Genomic DNA, 18,225 nt, shown 5'->3' on the forward strand with positions numbered 1-18,225 from the left:
CCGTCCGGCTCCGGTGCCCCACGGCGCACCGGCGGCGCGTCTCGCCCGGTGTCCCGGCGGCGGCGTCGTACCGGAACGCGACTATTCTGGTTCTGACATGCAACGGGAACGCAGATGAGCTCAGAGAACCCCGCCGAGGCCCGGCCCGCGCTCGGACAGGTGATGGCCGGTTGCACCGTGCTGGTCACCGCCGAGCGGCGCGCGTCCGAGCTGGCCGCCGCGCTGGAACGACGCGGCGCGACGGTCCGCCATGCCCCGGCGCTGAGCATGATCCCGCACGTCGACGACCAGACCCTGCTGGATGCGACGCGTTCGATCCTCGACAACCCGCCGGACACGCTGGTGGTCACCACCGGCATCGGATTCCGCGCGTGGCTCGAGGCGGCCGACGCGCACGGGCTCGAGGGCCGGCTCACCGGCATGCTCGACGGCATCCGCATCGTGGCGCGCGGGCCCAAGGCGCGCGGCGCGATCCAGGCCGCCGGGCTGCAGGCCGACTGGGTCGCGGAGTCCGAGACCTCGGCGGAGATCGCCGAGGTGCTGCTCAGCGAGGGCGTGGCCGGGCAGCGGATCGCGATCCAGCACCACGGCGCGGGCGCCGACGGGCTGGACGAGGTCTTCGAGAAGGCCGGCGCGCAGGTGGCCGGCCTCGTCGTGTACCGCTGGGGCCCGGCGCCCGACCCGGCCGCGGTCACGGCGTCGGCCGACGCCGCGGCGGTCGGCGACATCGACGCGATCGCCTTCACCTCGGCGCCGGGCGCCGAGGCGTGGCTGCGGGCCGTCGACGAGGCGGGCGTGCTGTCCGCGGTCAAGGAGCACGTGGACGCCGGCCGGCTGCTCATGACGGCCGTCGGGCCCGTGACGGCCAAGCCGCTCGAGGACCGCGGCATCAAGACGCTGCAGCCCGAGCGCGGGCGGCTCGGGGCGCTGGTCCGGGCCATGGTGGGGCACTACGAGCAGATCGAGTCGGTGGCGCTGGCCACGGTGGCGGGGCCGCTGCAGATCCGCGCGCGGGTCGCGGTGCTGGACGGCAAGGTGCTGCCGCTGTCGCCCACCGGTGTCGAGGTGCTGCGGCTGCTCGCGTCGGCCGGGGGCGACGTCGTCTCCCGGGACCAGGTGCTGGCGGCGCTGCCGGGCGCCTCGACGGACCCGCACGCGGCCGAGGTGGCGATCGCGCGGCTGCGCGACACCGCGGGCAAGAACCTCATCCGCACGGTCGTCAAGCGGGGCTACCGCATCGAACTGGCCTGACGAACGGCCTGAAGTCTCGTAACAATCGGACCGTTGGGGTCCATGTGACCGCTTCCACAATCTCTTCACAGTCTCGATGTATCAGAACACCAGGAGGCCCGTCTCTGTCGGGTGAGATGTCTTTCGCGGGCGTAGCGCGCGATACGGAAGAATCTCTCGGTTCCCCCAACGATCGGGGGCGCTCGTTCGTGACGACCTGACATGAGAACCTTCAGGAGGCCCCTGTGCCGCAGTGGGACAAGGAGTTGGCCGACCTCATGATGCATCGAGGGCCCGCCCTGAACGGCTATGCCTACCTGCTCTGCGGGGATCGGCACCAGGCCGAGGACCTGGTGCAGGAGGCACTGGTCCGCACCTTCTCCCGCTTCCGGCGGCCGGCCGCGCCGCGGGTGGCCGCGGCCAGCGCCGACGGCACGGTGGCGGCATTCGCCAGCGAGGGCTTCGACCCGGGCGCGGGTCTCGACCCGGCGGCGGGCATCGAGCGCTACGTGAAGCGCGCGATGACCAACATCTACGTCGACGGCTTCCGGCGTCGTTCCCGCTGGTTCGGCATCCAGCACCTCCTGGCCGACGACGGCCGCGTCCGCGGCCCCGAGGACGCGGCGTCGGCCCGCGCGGACATCGAGGCCGCGCTGGCGCAGCTCTCGCCCCGGCAGCGCGCCATCGTCGTCCTGCGGCACTTCGAGGACATGACGGTTCCGCAGATCTCGTCCACCTTGGGCATCGCGCAGGGTACGGTGAAGCGCCACTTGTCGGATGCGATGTCAGCGCTCCAGAACGTCATGGACGCAGTGCCGGGAGGAAGCCCGTGACGAACGCAGACCATCGGCCCGAGGACAGTTACCGGGCGGGAACCAGTCTTGCCGATGCTCTCGAGTCGATGTCCCAGCGGGGCGAGGCGATGGCCCCGCCCCCCGAGAACGCCTACCGCGCCGTGCGGGGCAGGATCCGCGCGCGCCGCGCCGCCAAGACGGCCGGCGCGGGGATGCTCTCCGTGGCGGCGGTCGGCGCCGTCGCGCTGGGCGCGCTCTACGGACCGCCGGACCACAAGGGGTACGCACCCGGGGTGTCGGGTTTCACCGCCGCCCCGAGCGGCGTCCCCGGGCTCGGCTCGTCGCTGACAGCCGCGGTCCTGGACGGTCATCAGCCCGCCGACTGGCAGGGCACGCTGCTGGCGTGCGGGGCGCGGCTGTCGGAGGTGCTCGGCATGGGCCGTTCGCCGTCGGACGCCGCCGCGAGCCGTTCGTCGTCGGGCTCCCCGTCCGGGGACGACGCCGGGCGGGCGAGCTCGGGCTACGGCCTCGAGATCCTCGGCGCCGACCGGAACACGCTGACCGTGCGGCGGGTCTCGGATCCGGAGTCGAGCGACGTCCTGGCGGGTCAGGTCTCCTACGTCTGGACCCAGCGCGACAAGGTCGTCTCGTTGCCCGGCGACATCGTGGGGGGCGAGCTCGCCGAGCCCGACGACGGCACCCGGCAGGACTCGCCGTCGGCGGCGTCGACCTGCCTGGCGGACGAGGCCGGCGGGAGCGCGCCCGAGGCGGAGGCGGGTGACCCGGCCGGCACGGACGGCGTCGTCGTCCCCAACCTGCCGGCCGGCACCTACGAGCTGCGGGCCTACCAGTACCTCGCGCCCGAGGGCGCGGGGAAGTCCGCGGCCACGGTGGACGCCTCCATCGCGGATCCGGCCTCGTGGAGCGCCCCGGTCACGGTCCGCGTCGCCGAGGACGGCGCGATCGTCCCCGTGAACTGACGGCGGCGGCCGGCTACCGGGCCAGCGCCGCCGTCATCGCGCGGGACAGGTACCAGGGGTCGACCACCGCGGTCAGCTCGCGGGCCGAGTGCATCGACAGGATCGGGACGCCGACGTCGACGGTGCGGATCCCCAGGCGGGTCGCGCTGATCGGGCCGATCGTGGAGCCGCAGGGGATGCCGTTGTGCGACACGAACTCCTGCACCGGCACGCCGGCCGCGGCGCAGGCCGCGTTCCAGGCGGCCGCGCCGTGCGCGTCGGTGGTGTACCTCTGGTTCGCGTTGATCTTGAGGATGGGGCCGCCGCCCGCGATCGGGCGGTTCGCCGGGTCGTGCCGCTCGGGATGGTTCGGGTGCACGGCGTGCCCGACGTCGGACGACACGTGCAGCGACGTCGCGAACGAGCGCGCGGCGTCCTCGGCCGAGGCGCCGAGCGCCGCCTGGACCCGCGCCAGCACGTCCCCGAGGAAGGGCCCGGCCGCGCCCGACCGCGACGCCGACCCGATCTCCTCGTGGTCGAAGGCGGCGACCATCGAGATGGTCCCGGTGGTCGCGCCGCCCTCGGGGCCGTTCGTGCCGTTCGTGCCGTTCGCGGCGGCCGACGACGGCGCCGGGCGGCCGTTCCTCCGCTTCGTGCCGTTCACGTGGGCGAGCAGCGCGGTGAGCGCGGCGTGCGCGGACAGCAGGTTGTCCAGCCGCGCCGAGGCGAACATCGACGAGCCCGCGCCGAACGTGCGGGGCAGCTGGGTGTCCGCGACGTAGACGTCGTACCCGGCGATCGTCGCGGGATCCACCGCCTGCGGCGCCAGCTCGGCCAGCACGTCGGCGCCCGAGAGGTCCCCCAGGCCCCAGACCGGCTGCAGGTGGCGCTGCGGGTCGAGCTTCAGCCCGTCGTTCACGCCCCGGTCGAGGTGGACCGCGAGGTTCGGGATGCGCAGCAGCGGCCCGGTGCGGACCAGGTGCTCGCTGCCGCCGGTGGTCACGACGCGCCCGGCGAGCTCCAGCTCCCGGTCCAGCCAGGTGTGCAGCAGCGGGCCGCCGTACACCTCGACCCCGGCCTGCCACCAGCCGTGCGCACCGGTGGTGGGCTTGGGCTTGAGCTTGAACCCGGGGGAGTCGGTGTGCGCGCCGAGGATGGTGAACGGCGTCGTCGGGCCGGCGTCGGCCGGGACGGCGAACGCGATGACGGAACCGTCGCGCACGACGACGTACCGGCCGCCCCGCACCACGTGCCATTCCGCGGACTCGTCGAGCGACTCGAAGCCGGCCGCCCGCGCGCGGCGGGACACCTCCGCGGCGGCGTGGTAGCTCGACGGCGCGGCGGTGACGAACGAGGCGAGGTCCTCGACGTGCTGCTTGGCAGCTTTGGGCGCGGGCTGCCGCGGCGGGATCGACGGCGGCATCGGCGGAGGGTTCTCGGGGCTGCTCACCCGAGACATTATGCGGCGAGCGGGACCACCGTGGCGCGGGCCTCGTCGCGGAGCTGGTTCAGGAGCTCCGCCCGGACGCCCGGGTGCCGCGACAGATGATCGAGCGTCGGGACGACGACGAGACGCGACTCCGAGCGCCGCAATTCCTCGGTCAGCTCGCGCAGGCCGCCGCGTTGCCCGGGTACCACGTCGTAGAAGGTTGCCCCGAAACACATTCCCCGGGACTCCACGAGGGCCCGCAGCTCGTCCTCGAGCCGGCGCACGGCGCCCGGCGGAGCGTTCTCCTCCACGCGCACGTAGCCGTACACGAGGGGTTCGAGCGCTGCGCCTGACATCGTGGTGTCCCTCCTGGTAGAACCTGGTGCCCTGGAGCTGTGGGGACTAGTCTGGCAGCCGAAGTCCGCACTGGCCTCCTCAATGCGAATCTCCGCCTCGTTCGGAATGCCTGCCCTCGTTCGTGGTGATATCACAGAGGTAATCTCCGCGGTCGATGAGCGACTTGCCCAATGATCTGGGAAAGTCAGTACATAGAACGACACCAAGGCGGGAACTGAGTAGACGGAAGTAAGTCGTACACGGGTTGCCAACAAGGGGGAGGCTGGCGAAAGTGCCCAGTGGTAGTAGGAAGTCACGAACGTGTGCTCGATGCGGATGCGTGTTGAGCCGTTACAACTCCGAGGAGCAGTGCGCCGCGTGCCGGCGCACCGAACGGGTGCCGGTCGTCGAACTGCCGACGGTCCCACCCCACGTCTGGGACGACACCGGCGTCCGTACCGCGCTCGACGACTGGGACTTCGGGCAGGTGAGCCGGATGGTGCGGCAGCTGGTCCCGCTGCGCCAGGAGGACGTCGCCGCGCTGACCGGGCTCAGCCAGTCGTACCTGTCCATGCTCGAGTGCGGTGACCGCAAGCTGACGGACGTCGCCCGCGTGGTCCAGTTCCTCTCGGGCCTCGGCACTCCGGCGGACCTCGTCCGGCTGCCGCTGCCGGGGGCGCCGCGGAGCGGTGACATCGTCGGTGCCGACGACGTCACCGTGACCACGGGGACCCGCAAGACCGCCGGAACCGCGGGCAACGGTGCCGCGGCCCGGCCCAGGACCGGTCCGGTCCGGGTGGTCGGGACCACGCGCGCGGGCGAGCTCGTCCGCACCGCGGAGCAGGCGCCCGTGATCCCGGGCCTCAACGACCCGATGCTGGACCCGGACCAGCCGTGGACGAACGAACGCCTCACGCTCGCGCTGCGCGCGGCCCTGCGGGTGGACGCCGAGGACGCCGTCCCGGGCGCGGGCCTGCAGTTCGTGGAGCCGACGGCGGGCAACTCCGCGATGCTCAGCGGCCTGACCCTCGCCGCCTACGTGCACCACTGGGGCACGGAGGAGACGGAGCTGCTGCGGCGCACCGTGGGCGGGGCGCGGGTCACCCCGGCGATGTGCGATCACCTGCAGGGCACCACCGACCAGCTGCGTCTCATGGACGCGGGCGCGGGGAGCGGCAGCGTCGCCGACATGGCGCGCGCGCACCTCGCCCTGGTGCTGCGGGCGCTCGAGCACGGGAACTTCGACGAGGCCGTCGGGCGCAAGCTCGCCGGCGTCGCCGCGGACACCGCGTCCCAGGCCGGCTGGTACGCCTTCGACGCGGACCGGCACGGGGCCGCGCAGGCCTACCTGCTGGGCTCGCTGCGGGCGGCGCACACCGCCCAGGACGCCCGGCTCGGCGCCGGCGCCCTGTCCTACCTGGCCATCCACGCCTACGCGAACGACCGTCCGCGCGACGCGATCGTCGCGGCGCAGGCCGGCCGCCAGCAGGTTCGCGGGTTCGACGTGCCGCACCTCGAGGCGGTGCTGCTCACCCGCCAGGCCCGCGGTCACGCGATGCTCGGCGAGCGGGAGGCGGTGCACCGTGCGCTGGGCCTGGCCGCCGAGCTCTGCGTCAAGGGCCCGGGCAAGGACGACCCGCACTGGATCTACTGGATGAACGAGGGCGAGATCCACGGGCAGCAGGCCTCGGCCAGCCTGGCCATGGACGACACCCATGCGGCGGTGCAGTCGTTCGGGAAGGCCGCCGAGAACCTCAACCCGGCGGAGCAGCGCACCCGCGGGCTGTTCCTCGCGCGGGCCGCGCAGGCGTACGCCCGCGCGGGCGACCTCGACGCGGCGTGCGCGACGGGCGGCGAGGTGGTCACGATCGCGGAGCGCGTGCAGTCGGCGCGGTTGCGCAAGCACCTGGACGGCGTCGCGAAGGACGTGCGGTCCGCCGCACGGCGCACCTCGCGGGGCCGGACGCACGCGGGCGCCCGGAATCTCTCCGAGCGGATCGCCGTCCTGGCGTCATGAGGTGAGATGACTCCCGGTTCCACCTCGCGCGGCGAACTCGATGATCACGGCAAGATCCTGCTGCTGTGGGACATCGACCGCACCCTGATCTACGTGGGGGAGGTGGACCGGGCGGTCTACCGGGAGGCGTTCCAGGAGGTCGTCGGCCGGCCCGCGGTACGGTTCCCGGCGCGCGGCACCGGCGTGACCATGCCGCGCGCCATCCGCGGGCTGCTGCTCGACAACGGGCTGTCCGACGGCGAGACGCAACGCCTGCTGCCGCGGATGCTCGAGCTCGTGCCCGAGCGTCTCGCGGCGCACGAGGACGACGTCCGGCGCGACGGCGTGCTCCTGCCCGGGGCGCTGGAGGCGGCCGCCGCGGTGGCTGCCGACGGCCGGTTCGTCGCGACGGTCGTCACCGGGAACCTTGAGGCGAACGCCCGCCTCAAGCTGCGCGCCTTCGGGCTCGACCGGTACATCGACCCGGATCTCGGCGGTTACGCGTCCGACGACGAGCACCGGCCCGCGCTCGTCGCGGTCGCGCAGAAGCGGGCCGCGGCGCGCCGGGGCGGCCGGTTCACCCGGGCCAACACCGTCATCGTGGGGGACTCCCTGGAGGACGTCCGTACCGGGATCGAGGGCGGGGCGCGCGTGATCGGGGTCGCGGGCGGGCGCACGTCGGCCTCCGCTCTGCGCGAGGCCGGGGCGGACGTCGTCCTGGCGGATCTGACCGACGTAAATCGCCTGATGAAGGCAATTGTGTCCTTGCGCTCGTGACCGGCGTCACAGGTATGTACACTCGCTCCATTCCCGCTGTCAACGTTGCCAGCAGGACGTTCACACATACCAGGGGTCTTGACACGGTCAAGTTCTTCCCCGTCGAGGAGGACGGATGCTCACACTCGGCTCCACCAGCATCACCGTTGTCACGGTGATCGCCCTCATAGCCGTGGGCGCACTGGCCTGCGCCTTCGTACTGCGCCGGCAGGTGCTCGCCGCGCCTGAGGGCACACCCAAGATGCAGGACATCGCCCATGCCGTGCAGGAGGGGGCCTCGGCCTATCTCAACCGTCAGTTCCGGACGCTCGCGCTGTTCGCCGTCGTGGTGTTCGCGCTGCTGTTCCTGCTGCCGGGGGAGAGCGGGGTCCGCGTCGGGCGGTCCATCGCCTTCCTGTTCGGCGCCGGGTTCTCGGCGGCGATCGGCTACCTCGGCATGTGGCTGGCGGTGCGAGCGAACGTGCGCGTCGCCTCCGCGGCGGCGAGCAGCGGAGCGGCCGAGCTCCGTCGTCAGTTAGGTGCCAGGATCGCGTTCCGCACCGGCGGCGTCGTCGGCATGTCCGTGGTGGGCCTCGGCCTGCTCGGCGCCGCGCTCGTCGTCATCATCTACCGCGAGCAGGCGCCCGGCGTGCTGGAGGGCTTCGGGTTCGGAGCCGCGCTGCTCGCCATGTTCATGCGTGTCGGCGGCGGCATCTTCACCAAGGCGGCCGACGTCGGCGCGGACCTGGTCGGCAAGGTCGAGCAGGGCATCCCCGAGGACGACCCGCGCAACGCCGCCACCATCGCGGACAACGTGGGCGACAACGTCGGCGACTGCGCCGGCATGGCCGCCGACCTCTTCGAGTCCTACGCCGTGACCCTCGTGGCCGCCCTCATCCTGGGCAAGGCCGCGATGGGCGAGCAGGGCCTCGTCTTCCCGCTGATCGTCACCGCGATCGGCGCGTTCGTCGCGCTGCTGGGCGTGTTCATCACCCGCGTGCGCGGCTCGGAGTCCGGGCTGACGGCGATCAACCGCGGGTTCTACGTCTCGGCGCTCGTGGGCGCGGTGCTCGCCGCGATCGCGGCGTTCGTCTACCTGCCGGGCTCGTTCGACCAGCTGAACGGCACCGCGGAACTCGGTGACGTCAGCGGCCTCGACCCGCGCGTCGTGGCGTCCGCGGCCGTGCTCGTGGGCGTGGTGCTGGCCGGCGTCATCCTGTGGATCACGGGCTACTTCACCGACACGAAGAAGAAGCCGACCGCGCACGTCGCGGCGACCTCGCGCACCGGGGCGGCCACCGTCGTCCTCGCCGGTATCGGGGTGGGCTTCGAGTCCGCGGTGTACACCGCCGGCGTGATCGCGGCCGCGATCTGCGGCGTGTTCCTGCTGGCCGGCGGCTCGGTCTGGCTGGCGCTGTTCCTCGTGGCGCTGGCCGGCTGCGGCCTGCTGACCACGGTGGGCGTCATCGTGGCCATGGACACGTTCGGCCCGGTGAGCGACAACGCGCAGGGCATCGCGGAGATGTCCGGCGAGGTCGACGAGACGGGCGCCCAGATCCTCACCGACCTGGACGCCGTCGGGAACACCACGAAGGCGATCACCAAGGGCATCGCCATCGCGACCGCCGTGCTCGCGGCCACAGCGCTGTTCGGCTCGTACGCGGAGGCCGTGACCCACGCGCTCGGCGAGGTCACGGAGCGGGGCACCGGCCTGGTCGACGCGATGATCAACTACGAGATCATCTCGCCGATCACCCTGGTCGGCGTGATCCTGGGCGGCGCGACCGTGTTCCTGTTCTCGGGGCTGGCGATCGACGCCGTGACCCGTGCGGCGGGTGCCATCGTGCTGGAGGTGCGCCGCCAGTTCCGGGAGCACCCCGGGATCATGACGCATCAGGAGCGGCCGGAGTACGGGCGCGTCGTCGACATCTGCACGCGGGACTCGCTGCGCGAGCTCGCCACCCCGGGGCTGCTCGCGGCGTTCGCGCCGATCGCGGTGGGCTTCGGGCTCGGGGTCGGCCCGCTGGCCGGGTTCCTCGGCGGCGCGATCGGCGCCGGCGTGCTCATGGCGGTCTTCCTCGCGAACTCGGGCGGGTCCTGGGACAACGCGAAGAAGATCGTCGAGGACGGCAGCCACGGCGGCAAGGGGTCCGACGCCCACGAGGCGACGATCATCGGCGACACCGTGGGTGACCCGTTCAAGGACACCGCGGGGCCGGCGATCAACCCGCTCATCAAGGTGATGAACCTGGTGGCGCTGCTCATCGCCCCGGCCGTCGTCGCGCTGTCCGTGCCGGCCGACGCCAACCACGCGATCCGGATCGCGATCGCGGTCGCCGCGGCGGCGGTCGCTCTCGGGGCCGTGGCGTGGTCGAAGATCCGTGCCGACCGGGAGAACGCGGCTGCCGAGTCCGCCGCGACGGAATCTCCCGCGGCGGAGCCTCGGGCCGAGGAGCGGGAGGCGGTTCCCAACGGCGTGAAGTAGTGCCGACGGCGCGGCCCTCGTGCAGGAGGACATCCCTCCTGCACGAGGGCCGCGCCGTGCGGTCAGGGCCTGCGGCGGGGTGGTCCGGGACCTGATCGGCGGGGGAGCTGGCTGTGGGTGAGGATGTGGTCGTGGCTGCTACCGGTTCTTCGCTTGAGTTCGCTCCCGTTGTCGACGAGGTCTTGATCGGTGCGTTGCGCCGGGACCTCCTGGCCGCCGGGTTCCATGTCGACGGGGTCGAGGAACTGCTGGGGCCGGTGGCCTCGGCGGCCCTGCACCGGGAGCAGGTGCTGCCCGCGCGGCGGGTGGTGGAGGCGGCCGGCGGGGCCGCCCTTGCGGTGCTGACCTCGGTGTTCATGCTCGGGGGGAGCGTCAGCCGGAGGGTGTTCGACGGCGCGTTGCCCGGGGTGGGGGTGGCCGGGGCGGAGCGGCTCGGGCTGGTGCGGGCCGGAGGGCCGGGGGACGACGACGTCGTGCGGGCGCTGGTGGACCTGCGGCCCTACGGCGCCTCGGACGCGTCGGGGGAGGTGCGGTGGTGGCTGGCGTCCGATCTCGGGGAGACGGTGACCGGGGTGCGGCTGGCCGGGGACCACGTGCTCGGGGCCGGCGGGGCGTCGCTCACGCTGGCGCAGGTGACCGCGCGGAGGGCGGTCTCGCGGGTGCTCGATCTGGGGACGGGGTGCGGGATCCAGGCGCTGCACGCCGCGCGGCACGCGGACGTCGTCGTCGCCACCGACATCTCCCGGCGCGCGCTGGCGTTCACCGCGTTCAACACGGCGCTGAACCTCGGCGGTGACCGTGACCGTGCCGGGCGGGTCGAGGTGCGGCACGGGTCGATGCTGGAGCCGGTGGCGGGGGAGGAGTTCGATCTGGTCGTGTCGAACCCGCCCTTCGTGATCACGCCGCATTCCGGGGACGCCGGGGCGGCGGTGCGGGAGGCGCTGGGGGACTACGAGTACCGCGACGGCGGCCGGGCAGGGGATGATCTCGTGCGGGATCTCGTGACCGGGGTGGGGCAGGTGCTGGCGCCCGGCGGCGTCGCGCAGCTGCTCGGGAACTGGGAGCACCGGCGGGGCGAGACCTGGCAGGACCGGGTCGGCGGCTGGCTCGACGAGGCGTACGAGCGGTACGGGCTCGACGGGTGGGTGGTCCAGCGCGAGGTGCTCGACCCGGCGGAGTACGCCGAGACCTGGATCCGCGACGGCGGCACCACCCCGGACCGGGAGCCCGAGGCGTGGGCGGCGGCGTACGGGGCGTGGCTCGACGACTTCGCCGGCCGCGACGTGGAGTCCATCGGCTTCGGCATCATCACGCTCCGCCGCCCGGCCGCCGCGCGACCCCGCCGTCTCCGGCGCCTCGAGGAGCATGCCGGGGCGGTCCGCCAGCCCCTGGGCGCCCACATCGGCGCCGTGCTCGACGCGCATACGTGGCTCGCCACGCACGAGGACGATGAAGTGGCGGTAACCCGCCTCGTAAGTGCCGCTGATGTGACGGAGGAAAGGTATCTGACACCTGGAGCGGCGGACCCGAACGTCGTCGTCGTGCGTCAGGGCGACGGGTTCGGGCGCGGCGTGCAGGCGTCGTCGCCGCTGGCCGCGCTCGTGGGCGCGTGCGACGGCGAGCTGACGGCAGGGCAGATCATCGGCGCGCTGGCGGCGATCTTCGGGGTCGAGGCGGAGGAGCTCGCGGCCGAGCTGCTGCCCGCCGTGCGCGGCCTGGTGCTCGATGGATTCCTTGCCCCGGACGTGAACGACCCTCGGTCCGACCTTGGTCAATCCTCGTAAGTGCTTTCCAGAGGATTCACCCTCGGACGGCACTGTTTCCGGCATGTAACCGTGGGTGGCGGGCATCCGCCAATTGACTCCAGCCCCAAGACAGGGCGTCGTCTGGCGATTATTTTCCTTGCTGTGGAACTCGACTTGCGCCACTTGCGGATGGTGGTAGCCGTTGCCGAGTCCGGGAGTGTGACCAAGGCCGCCGCCGTCCTTGGCATCGCACAGCCGGCTCTGACGGCGCAACTGAACCGCATTGACCGTGCCCTCGGCGGGAACGTCTTCGTACGTGACCGCAACGGCGCGCGCTCGACCGAGCTCGGCGACCTGGTGCTACGCCACGCTCGCGTCCTGCTGCCCGCCATGACCACCCTCTCCGACGACGTGCGACGGCTGGTCAACTCGGCGGCCGGCGATCCTGGAGCGCTCCGGGTCGGCCTGTCCGGTTCCGGCCTCGGGGGCCTGTTCGTGAACCGCCTCCACTCGGCGCTGCCCGGCGCCGACGTGACCACCGTGCTCCCCCGCGCCGACGACGATCTCGGGAACGCGCTGGCCAGCGGCACCGTCGAGGTGGCGCTGGCCGGGATGTGCTCGGACTCGCCGCCCCCAGCGTCCGAGGCCGTGACCTGGACGCGGGTCGGCACCGACCCGCTGTTCGTGCTGCTGCACGACGGCCACGAGTACGCCGACAAACCCGAGGTCACCCTCGCCGAGCTGGCCGACGAGCAGTGGCTCAGCGTGCCCGACCACAGCTGCCTCGAGTCGTGCTTCGTCTCGGCCTGCGTGCGGGCGGGGTTCACGCCCAACGCGATCGGCGAGGCCGACTGGACCACCGCGGTCGACCAGGTCCGCACGGGCCGGGCCGTCGCGCTTGTCGAGCCCGGGCAGCCCGACCCGCCGGGCGTGCGCGCCGTGCCGCTCACGGAGGCTCCCCTGCGGCGGACGCACTACCTCGGCTGGCGGCGCGACGTCCGCGGGCTGCTCGACACCGAGCTGATCGAGGACGCCGCCCACCGCGCCCACCGCGACGCCGTCGCGCGCAGCCCGCAGTACTCCCTGTGGATGGAGCGCCACCCGAACGTGGGGTGAGCGCGGAGCTCCGGGCTCAGGCGCTGTTTTCTTACGCCTGAGCCTCTCCGCTCCGCTACGGGCGAGTGCCTCGTACCTCGGCCCTCACCCTCCGCGGAGCTCCGGGCTCAGGCGTTGCAGTCGCTGTTCACGTACCGGGTGATGCGGGCGCTCGTCTCCAGCATCGTGTCCGTGTCCACGTCGCCCGACGCCGCCGCGGCCGCCTCCACGATGCCCGCGGCGTCGCCGGGATCCTTCTTCTCGATCGCGTCCGCGATGGTCGCGTAGAAGGTGTGGGCGTACTCCCAGTCCGTGGCGATGGCCTCGGGCACGTCGCTGGCCGAGGCCATCGCGTCCCGCGCGTCGATGAACCCCGAGCGCAGCGACGCCGGGTTCTCCTCGGAGACCCCGGTCTGGGCGTTGGCGGCCTTGGTCCAGGCGGTCTGGGCCGCCGCGCACTGCACGGGGGTCGCCGCGGCGAGGTTCTTGCCCGAGCCGAAGTAGTTCGTCGTCCAGCCGACGCCGAGCCCGAGCCCGACGGCGACCACCGCCGCGACGACCAGCACGGTCGGCCGGTCGGCTGCCCGGGGAAGTCCTTTGGCCAGTACCCGCCGCACGTTCCGCCTGCCGGGCCCGGCGGGTGCTCCCTGCGGCCGCGCCTTGCTCTTGCCCGCCCGTTCGGCTGTGCCCGCACGATCCGGCTTCCCCGCACGACCGCTCCTGGCGTCCTTGCCCGGTCCGGACCGCCTGTTCCTGGCGGGCGCCGCGGCGACCTCGGCCGCGGGCTTCGCGGGCGCGGGCTCGCCCGGCGGTGGCACGGCCTGCACCGGCGAGCTGGGCGGCTGTTCCCTGCGGGAGGCCCGCGTGGAACCCTCCCGCAGCTCCTTGCGGCTGCGCAGCTCCGCCCGGCTCCGGGGGGCCGGGGACGACTGCGCTTCCGCGGCGGCCGCGGGCGGTGCCGCCGGCGCGCCGGAACCGGTGCCCCCGAACGGGCTGCCGCCGGTCGGCCCGAACGGCGTCATCGGCCCGCCTGCCCGGGTCGCCGGAGCCGGAGCCGCGGCGGACGGCGTCGGCCACGCGTTCGGGGACGACACCGCCGCGGGCGTCTCGTCACCCTGTGCGGCCAGGCCCTCGGCCCACTCGAGCGCCGAGGGTTCCGGCGCCGCCTCACCGTTCGCCAGGCGTTCGGCCCAGCTCAGGGCATCGCTCACCGGCGGACCTCCGGCGCGTGGGCCGGGCCGGTCCCCTCGCGAGCGCTTCCGCCTTGTCGCCATGATCCGCGAGGATACCTGGCCGCGCGGCTCGATCAGGAGGCCCGAATCCGACCAATCTTGTCCGCGATGGGTGAAATCGGGCCTGATTTCCTCGTGTGAGGTGACCAGCCGCCTACGCCGGTCATCACCCCTGCGTATGACCTGAGTGATATCTGTGCACGTGAATCCTGTGACTCTAGTGTGGTTTTCGGGTGAAACTCACCCCCGACACCCACACCAAGGAGTAACTGGAGATGAGACGCACACGCACGCACGCGCTTGTCGCGGCCACCGCCGCGGCGACGCTCGCCGGCGGTGTCTGGGCGGCCGCCGTGGCAAACGCCTCACCGGTACCCGCATCCGACACCGAGGTCACCGACAAGTACGCTCCCGGCCTGCTCCGCGCAATGGAGCGCGACCTGGGCCTGGAGGCGGCGGAGGCGGTGGAGCTCATGGAGTTCCAGGAGTCCGCCGGATCCCGCACCGAGGACGTCGCCGCGAAGCTCAAGGACTCGTACGCGGGCGCCTGGATCGACGGCGCCAGGTCCGCGACGGTCGCCGTGACCGACGCCGCCGACGTCGCGACGGTCGAGAAGGCGGGCCTCGAGGCCGTCGTCGTCGACCACACGATCGCCGAGCTCAGCAGCTGGAAGCTGTCGCTCGACGACACGCTCGCCGGCCTCGAGGGCGTCCCGTCGTTCTACGTGGACGTCGAGAGCAACCAGGTCGTCGTCGACGTGCACGCGGGTGCCAGGGCCGAGGCGGTCAAGGCGGTCCGTGAGGCCGGCGTCCCGGCCGGCGCCGTCGCCTACCGGACGTCGACCGAGCAGCCCACCACGCTCATGAACGTCATCGGCGGCAACGCCTACTACATCGGCAGCGGCTCGCGCTGCTCCGTCGGCTTCTCGGCCACCGGCGGCTTCGTCACGGCGGGCCACTGCGGCACGCGCGGCGCGACGACGTCGCAGCCGTCCGGCACGTTCACCGTGTCGAGCTTCCCGGGCAACGACTACGCCTACGTCTCGACCGGCTCGGACGACACCCCGCTCGGTCTCGTCAACAACTACTCGGGTGGCACGGTCGGCGTGACCGGGCACTCCGTGGCGCCCGTCGGCACGTCCGTGTGCCGTTCCGGTTCGACGACCGGCTGGCACTGCGGCACCATCTCGGCGCTCGGCGCGTCGGTGACCTACTCGCAGGGCACGGTCTCCGGCCTCATCCGCACCAACGTGTGCGCCGAGCCGGGCGACTCCGGCGGCTCGCTGCTCGCCGGCACCGTCGCCCAGGGCATGACGTCCGGCGGTTCGGGCAACTGCTCCTCGGGTGGTACGACGTACTTCCAGCCGGTGGGCGAGGCCCTCTCGGCCGCGGGCGTCTCCCTGATCACGAGCGGTGGCGGCACGACGCCGCCGCCGACCACCACGTGCTCCGGCTACGAGTCGACGTTCTCCGGCACGGCCTCGGCCGGCTCGGCCTACGGCGAGCCCTCTGCCAGCGGGTTCTCCGCCGCCTCGGGCACGTTCCGCGGCTGCCTCGACGGCCCGTCGGGCGCGGACTTCGACCTGTACCTGCAGAAGTACAGCGGCGGTACCTGGACGACGGTCGCCTCGGGCACGACGTCGGCCCCGGACGAGAAGGTGAGCTACTCCGGCACCTCCGGCACCTACCGCTGGGTCGTCGACGCCTACTCGGGCTCGGGCTCCTACACGGGCGCCTACGACACCCCGTGACCCGCTAGCGGGATCCGGAACTCCAGGGTGGTGCCGCCGGTCACGGGCGGTACCACCCTGGCCGTTCCCCCGTGGGCCGTGACGATGGCCCGGACGATCGCCAGGCCCAGGCCCGTCGAGCCGTTCGCCCGGCCGCGGGCCCGGTCGCCCCGGGTGAAGCGCCGGAACAGCGTGCCGCGCAGGTCCGCGGGGATGCCCGGGCCGTCGTCGGACACGGCCACGACGGCGACGCCGCGGGTCTCCCCGCCCGCGCCGTCCGGCGTCGTCGTGCGGTCCGACGACGCATGGTCCGTACGGACCGACACCACCACCCGCGTGCCCGCCGGGGTGTGCGTGCGGGCGTTGCCCAGGAGGTTCGCGAGCACCTGGCGGAGCCGGGCCTCGTCGCCGGTGACGACGGCCTCGGGCGCGCCGTCCTCCGCCGCGGGGTCCCCGGCGAGGTCCGCCAGGTCCAGTTCCCACGTGTGATCCGGCGAGGCCGCGTGCGCGTCCGAGACCGCGTCCGCCGCGAGCGCCACGAGATCCACGGGCTCCCGCTCGAGCGGCCGTCCGGAGTCGAGGCGGGCCAGCAGCAGCAGGTCCTCCACGAGCCCGCCCATGCGGTCGGCCTCGGACTCGATGCGGTGCAGGGCGTGCCCGACGTCGGCGCCGGGGCGGCGCGCGAGCTCGGCGTAGCCGCGCACGGAGGCGAGCGGGGTGCGCAGCTCGTGGGACGCGTCGGCGACGAACTGGCGCACCTGGGACTCGGAGTCGTGCCGCGCGGTGAGCGCGCGCTCGACGTGCCCGAGCAGCCGGTTGAGCGCGGCGCCGACCTTGCCCACCTCGGTGCGCTCGTCGGTGTGCCGGGCGGGGACGCGGGGGATCGTGCCCACCTCGCCGCGGGAGAGCTCCAGGTCGGTGGCGTGCGCGGCGGCGTCGGCGACCTCGTCGAGGGGGCGCAGCGAGCGCCGCACCAGCCAGGTCCCGGCGGCCGCGGCGACGGCGACGCCGCCGGCGCCGACGACGACCTGGACCCAGGCGTAGCGGGACAGGGTGTCGGTGACCTCGCTGCCGGGCAGGGCGATGACGAGGGGTTCGCCGCCGGGCGTGGTGGTCGCCAGGGCGCGGTGGGTGCCGAGGCCGGGGACCGTGACGTCGTGGGGTTCGCCGTCGGCCGGGACGCCCTCGAGCGCCGCGGTCTGCTCGCCGGTGAGCGGGGTGAACCCGAGGTCGCCGCTCAGGTAGCCGGCGCGGATCACCTGGCCGCCGGCGTAGGTCATGACGAGGGTTCCGGGGGACTGGCCGAACCAGGGGGCGATGAGGCGGTTCCCGGGGTCGGTCCAGGGGGACGGGGCGTCGTCGCCGGGGCCGGTGGTGCCGGTGATCCCCGGCCGCGTGCCGGTGTCCGGTGCCGGGAGGAGCCGGTGGCGCGGCAGGTCGCCGCGGATCGCCTGCCGGGGCCCGTCCGCGCGTTGCGCGGCCTCGGTGAGCTTGGTGTCCAGCCGGTCCACGAGGTGGTTCCGCAGCGCGAGGGTGGAGGCGGTGCCGACGAGCAGGGTGAAGGCGAGGAGCACGAGCAGCAGGACGGCGACCAGGCGCCCGCGGAGGGTGCGGGTCACGGGGCGGCGGCCGCCGTCGCCGGGCCGCTGCCGGGCGCGGGCTTGAGCACGTACCCCACCCCGCGCAGCGTGTGGATCATCGGCGCGCGCCCCTTGTCGACCTTGCGCCGCAGGTAGGAGACGTACAGCTCGACGATGTTGGCGCGCCCGCCGAAGTCGTAGTTCCACACGTGGTCGAGGATCTGTGCCTTGGACAGCACCTTGCGCGCGTTGCGCATGAGGTAGCGCAGCAGCTCGAACTCGGTGGCGGTCAGGCGGATCTCCTGGCCGGCGCGGGTGACCTCGTGGGACTCCTCGTCCAGCACGAGGTCGCCGACGACGACGGCGGGCTCGGGCCGGATCGCCGCCGCGCCGGCGCGGCGGAGCAGGCCGCGCAGCCGGGCCACCACTTCCTCCAGGCTGAACGGCTTGGTGACGTAGTCGTCCCCGCCGGCGGTGAGGCCCGCGACGCGGTCCTCGACGGCGTCCTTGGCCGTGAGGAACAGCACGGGCATCTCGTGGCCGCCCGCGCGCAGGCGGCTCAGCATCGACACGCCGTCGGAGTCCGGCAGCATGACGTCGAGCACCAGGAGGTCGGGGGTGTTCTCCCGCACCGCGGCGGTGGCGGCGTTCGCCGTGCCCGCGGTGCTGACGGCCCATCCCTCGTAGCGGAGGGTGGCGGCGAGGAGCTCGGCGATGCCGGGCTCGTCGTCGACCACGAGCACCCGCAGCGGGGTGCCGTCGGGCCGGGTCAGGTGCGGGTTGCCGGGCGCCGGGACGCTCGTGGCGCCCGGTGGCGTGGCGGGTGCGGTCGTGGTCATGGATCCAGTCTCCGCGCGA

14 protein-coding genes are annotated in these 18,225 nt (G+C 73.4%); 9 read left to right on the top strand and 5 right to left on the bottom strand.

Going from position 1 to position 18,225, the window contains the following annotated elements; translation table 11 throughout:
- Window positions 1-114 precede the first annotated feature (114 nt).
- From ABD208_RS00290 to ABD208_RS00300, 3 genes are all read left to right on the top strand, one after another.
- Window positions 115-1,251 carry a uroporphyrinogen-III synthase gene (locus ABD208_RS00290; RefSeq protein ID WP_344098663.1) on the top strand — a complete coding sequence of 379 codons (1,137 nt, stop codon included), beginning with the start codon at window positions 115-117 and terminating at the stop codon, window positions 1,249-1,251.
- Between the two features lie 224 nt (window positions 1,252-1,475).
- Entirely contained in the window at window positions 1,476-2,063 is a 588-nt protein-coding gene (locus ABD208_RS00295) for an RNA polymerase sigma factor (protein ID WP_344098664.1), read from the top strand.
- Window positions 2,060-3,004 carry a hypothetical protein gene (locus ABD208_RS00300; protein WP_344098665.1) on the top strand — a complete coding sequence of 315 codons (945 nt, stop codon included), beginning with the start codon at window positions 2,060-2,062 and terminating at the stop codon, window positions 3,002-3,004. Before ABD208_RS00295 ends, ABD208_RS00300 begins: the two co-directional genes overlap by 4 nt.
- Before the next feature lie 13 nt (window positions 3,005-3,017).
- Here the strand turns inward: ABD208_RS00300 and ABD208_RS00305 are convergent, their stop codons facing one another.
- Both ABD208_RS00305 and ABD208_RS00310 read right to left on the bottom strand, forming a co-directional pair.
- Window positions 3,018-4,406, bottom strand: coding sequence for a M18 family aminopeptidase (locus tag ABD208_RS00305; RefSeq protein WP_344099981.1), 1,389 nt, complete (start codon window positions 4,404-4,406; stop codon window positions 3,018-3,020).
- Between the two features lie 35 nt (window positions 4,407-4,441).
- A complete protein-coding gene (locus ABD208_RS00310) occupies window positions 4,442-4,768 on the bottom strand; it encodes a recombinase family protein (protein WP_344098667.1) in 327 nt (108 codons plus the stop codon).
- A 323-nt stretch (window positions 4,769-5,091) separates the two neighbouring features.
- Between ABD208_RS00310 and ABD208_RS00315 the strand changes: the two genes are divergently transcribed.
- From ABD208_RS00315 to ABD208_RS00335, 5 genes are all read left to right on the top strand, one after another.
- The gene (locus tag ABD208_RS00315; RefSeq protein ID WP_344098668.1) at window positions 5,092-6,765 is read left to right on the top strand and encodes an NsdA family TPR-like regulatory protein; all 1,674 of its coding nucleotides are present in this window, start codon (window positions 5,092-5,094) and stop codon (window positions 6,763-6,765) included.
- Between the two features lie 6 nt (window positions 6,766-6,771).
- Window positions 6,772-7,521, top strand: coding sequence for an HAD family hydrolase (locus ABD208_RS00320; protein WP_344098669.1), 750 nt, complete (start codon window positions 6,772-6,774; stop codon window positions 7,519-7,521).
- A gap of 115 nt (window positions 7,522-7,636) precedes the next feature.
- Window positions 7,637-9,985 (top strand): sodium-translocating pyrophosphatase, encoded by a 2,349-nt coding sequence (locus ABD208_RS00325; RefSeq protein WP_344098670.1) that lies wholly within the window; start codon window positions 7,637-7,639, stop codon window positions 9,983-9,985.
- Window positions 9,986-10,116: 131 nt separating this feature from the next.
- On the top strand, window positions 10,117-11,769 hold the full coding sequence (locus ABD208_RS00330; protein ID WP_344098671.1) for a DUF7059 domain-containing protein: 1,653 nt from the start codon (window positions 10,117-10,119) through the stop codon (window positions 11,767-11,769).
- 123 nt (window positions 11,770-11,892) lie between these two features.
- Complete coding sequence (locus ABD208_RS00335) at window positions 11,893-12,846, top strand: LysR family transcriptional regulator (protein ID WP_344098672.1); 954 nt, start codon at window positions 11,893-11,895, stop codon at window positions 12,844-12,846.
- Between the two features lie 107 nt (window positions 12,847-12,953).
- Here ABD208_RS00335 and ABD208_RS00340 read toward each other — a convergent pair whose 3' ends face one another.
- Entirely contained in the window at window positions 12,954-14,036 is a 1,083-nt protein-coding gene (locus ABD208_RS00340; protein WP_344098673.1) for a hypothetical protein, read from the bottom strand.
- A gap of 296 nt (window positions 14,037-14,332) precedes the next feature.
- Between ABD208_RS00340 and ABD208_RS00345 the strand changes: the two genes are divergently transcribed.
- Window positions 14,333-15,808, top strand: coding sequence for a S1 family peptidase (locus ABD208_RS00345; RefSeq protein WP_344098674.1), 1,476 nt, complete (start codon window positions 14,333-14,335; stop codon window positions 15,806-15,808).
- Here ABD208_RS00345 and ABD208_RS00350 read toward each other — a convergent pair.
- Together ABD208_RS00350 and ABD208_RS00355 are read right to left on the bottom strand one after the other, a co-directional pair.
- Window positions 15,793-17,406, bottom strand: coding sequence for a sensor histidine kinase (locus ABD208_RS00350; protein WP_344098675.1), 1,614 nt, complete (start codon window positions 17,404-17,406; stop codon window positions 15,793-15,795). The genes ABD208_RS00345 and ABD208_RS00350 overlap by 16 nt on opposite strands.
- The gene (locus ABD208_RS00355) at window positions 17,403-18,206 is read right to left on the bottom strand and encodes a response regulator transcription factor (RefSeq protein WP_344098676.1); all 804 of its coding nucleotides are present in this window, start codon (window positions 18,204-18,206) and stop codon (window positions 17,403-17,405) included. Before ABD208_RS00355 ends, ABD208_RS00350 begins: the two co-directional genes overlap by 4 nt.
- Between the last annotated feature and the right edge of the window lie 19 nt (window positions 18,207-18,225).

The sequence above is a fragment of the Myceligenerans crystallogenes genome (assembly GCF_039529775.1).
Classification (GTDB): domain Bacteria; phylum Actinomycetota; class Actinomycetes; order Actinomycetales; family Cellulomonadaceae; genus Myceligenerans; species Myceligenerans crystallogenes.

What these genes read in the sequence shown, in the direction of transcription:
- ABD208_RS00290 (WP_344098663.1), top strand. Translation starts at nt 115, where the DNA reads ATGAGCTCAGAGAACCCCGCCGAGGCCCGGCCCGCGCTCGGACAGGTG.
- ABD208_RS00305 (WP_344099981.1), bottom strand. Translation starts at nt 4,406, where the DNA reads ATGCCGCCGTCGATCCCGCCGCGGCAGCCCGCGCCCAAAGCTGCCAAG.
- ABD208_RS00310 (WP_344098667.1), bottom strand. Translation starts at nt 4,768, where the DNA reads ATGTCAGGCGCAGCGCTCGAACCCCTCGTGTACGGCTACGTGCGCGTG.
- ABD208_RS00320 (WP_344098669.1), top strand. Translation starts at nt 6,772, where the DNA reads ATGACTCCCGGTTCCACCTCGCGCGGCGAACTCGATGATCACGGCAAG.
- ABD208_RS00325 (WP_344098670.1), top strand. Translation starts at nt 7,637, where the DNA reads ATGCTCACACTCGGCTCCACCAGCATCACCGTTGTCACGGTGATCGCC.
- ABD208_RS00345 (WP_344098674.1), top strand. Translation starts at nt 14,333, where the DNA reads ATGAGACGCACACGCACGCACGCGCTTGTCGCGGCCACCGCCGCGGCG.
- ABD208_RS00355 (WP_344098676.1), bottom strand. Translation starts at nt 18,206, where the DNA reads ATGACCACGACCGCACCCGCCACGCCACCGGGCGCCACGAGCGTCCCG.